Here is a 598-nt window from a genome sequence, read left to right on the forward strand (position 1 = left end):
CAAGAACGGCCTGCCCATACGTGTTCCCCGAAGGCCCCTGTTCCGGACGGTCACACCGTATGCCCGACCAAGAGTGCCGGACCAGCGGAACACCACGCGGGCCTCCACCTGATTTCATACCGGGTACCAACGCGATCGAGAGCCTGAACGCCCGCTTCCGCCGCGCGGTCAACGCCCGCGGACACTTCCCCACCGAGCAGGCCGCCCTCAAGGTCCTCTACCTGACCGTGGTCAGCCTCGACCCGACCGGCAAGGGCCGCGCCCGCTGGTCCAACCGATGGAAAGCCGCACTGAACGCCTTCGATATCACCTTCGACGGTCGAGTCTCCGCCGGCCGCCACTGACATCGACACAACTCCACACCGATCAAGACACGCGAGAAAAATCTCCACCGTCTAGTTGACACACCCCTGGCGGCGCCTCGCGGCCGGCGACCCGGACGGGCAGCGTGTCGGCGTACGGGTGTGCGTCCCCAGGTAGGTACGGATGAACGTGGCCAGGTCAGGCGACGTTGGCTTGGCCGTCGATGGCGGTGAGGCGGTTCTTGAGTCGGTAGCTGGGTCCGTTGATCGCGACGACGTCGCAGTGGTGCACGCGA

Annotated in this window: 1 protein-coding gene; it reads left to right on the top strand. The window is 66.1% G+C overall.

Annotated elements, in window-relative coordinates:
- A partial coding sequence (locus ABNF97_RS34005; RefSeq protein ID WP_349341080.1) for a transposase occupies positions 1 to 344 on the top strand: 344 nt, incomplete at its 5' end.
- Positions 345 to 598 lie beyond the last annotated feature (254 nt).

Source organism: Plantactinospora sp. B6F1 (genome assembly GCF_040120695.1).
In the GTDB taxonomy this organism is placed as follows: Bacteria; Actinomycetota; Actinomycetes; order Mycobacteriales; family Micromonosporaceae; genus Plantactinospora.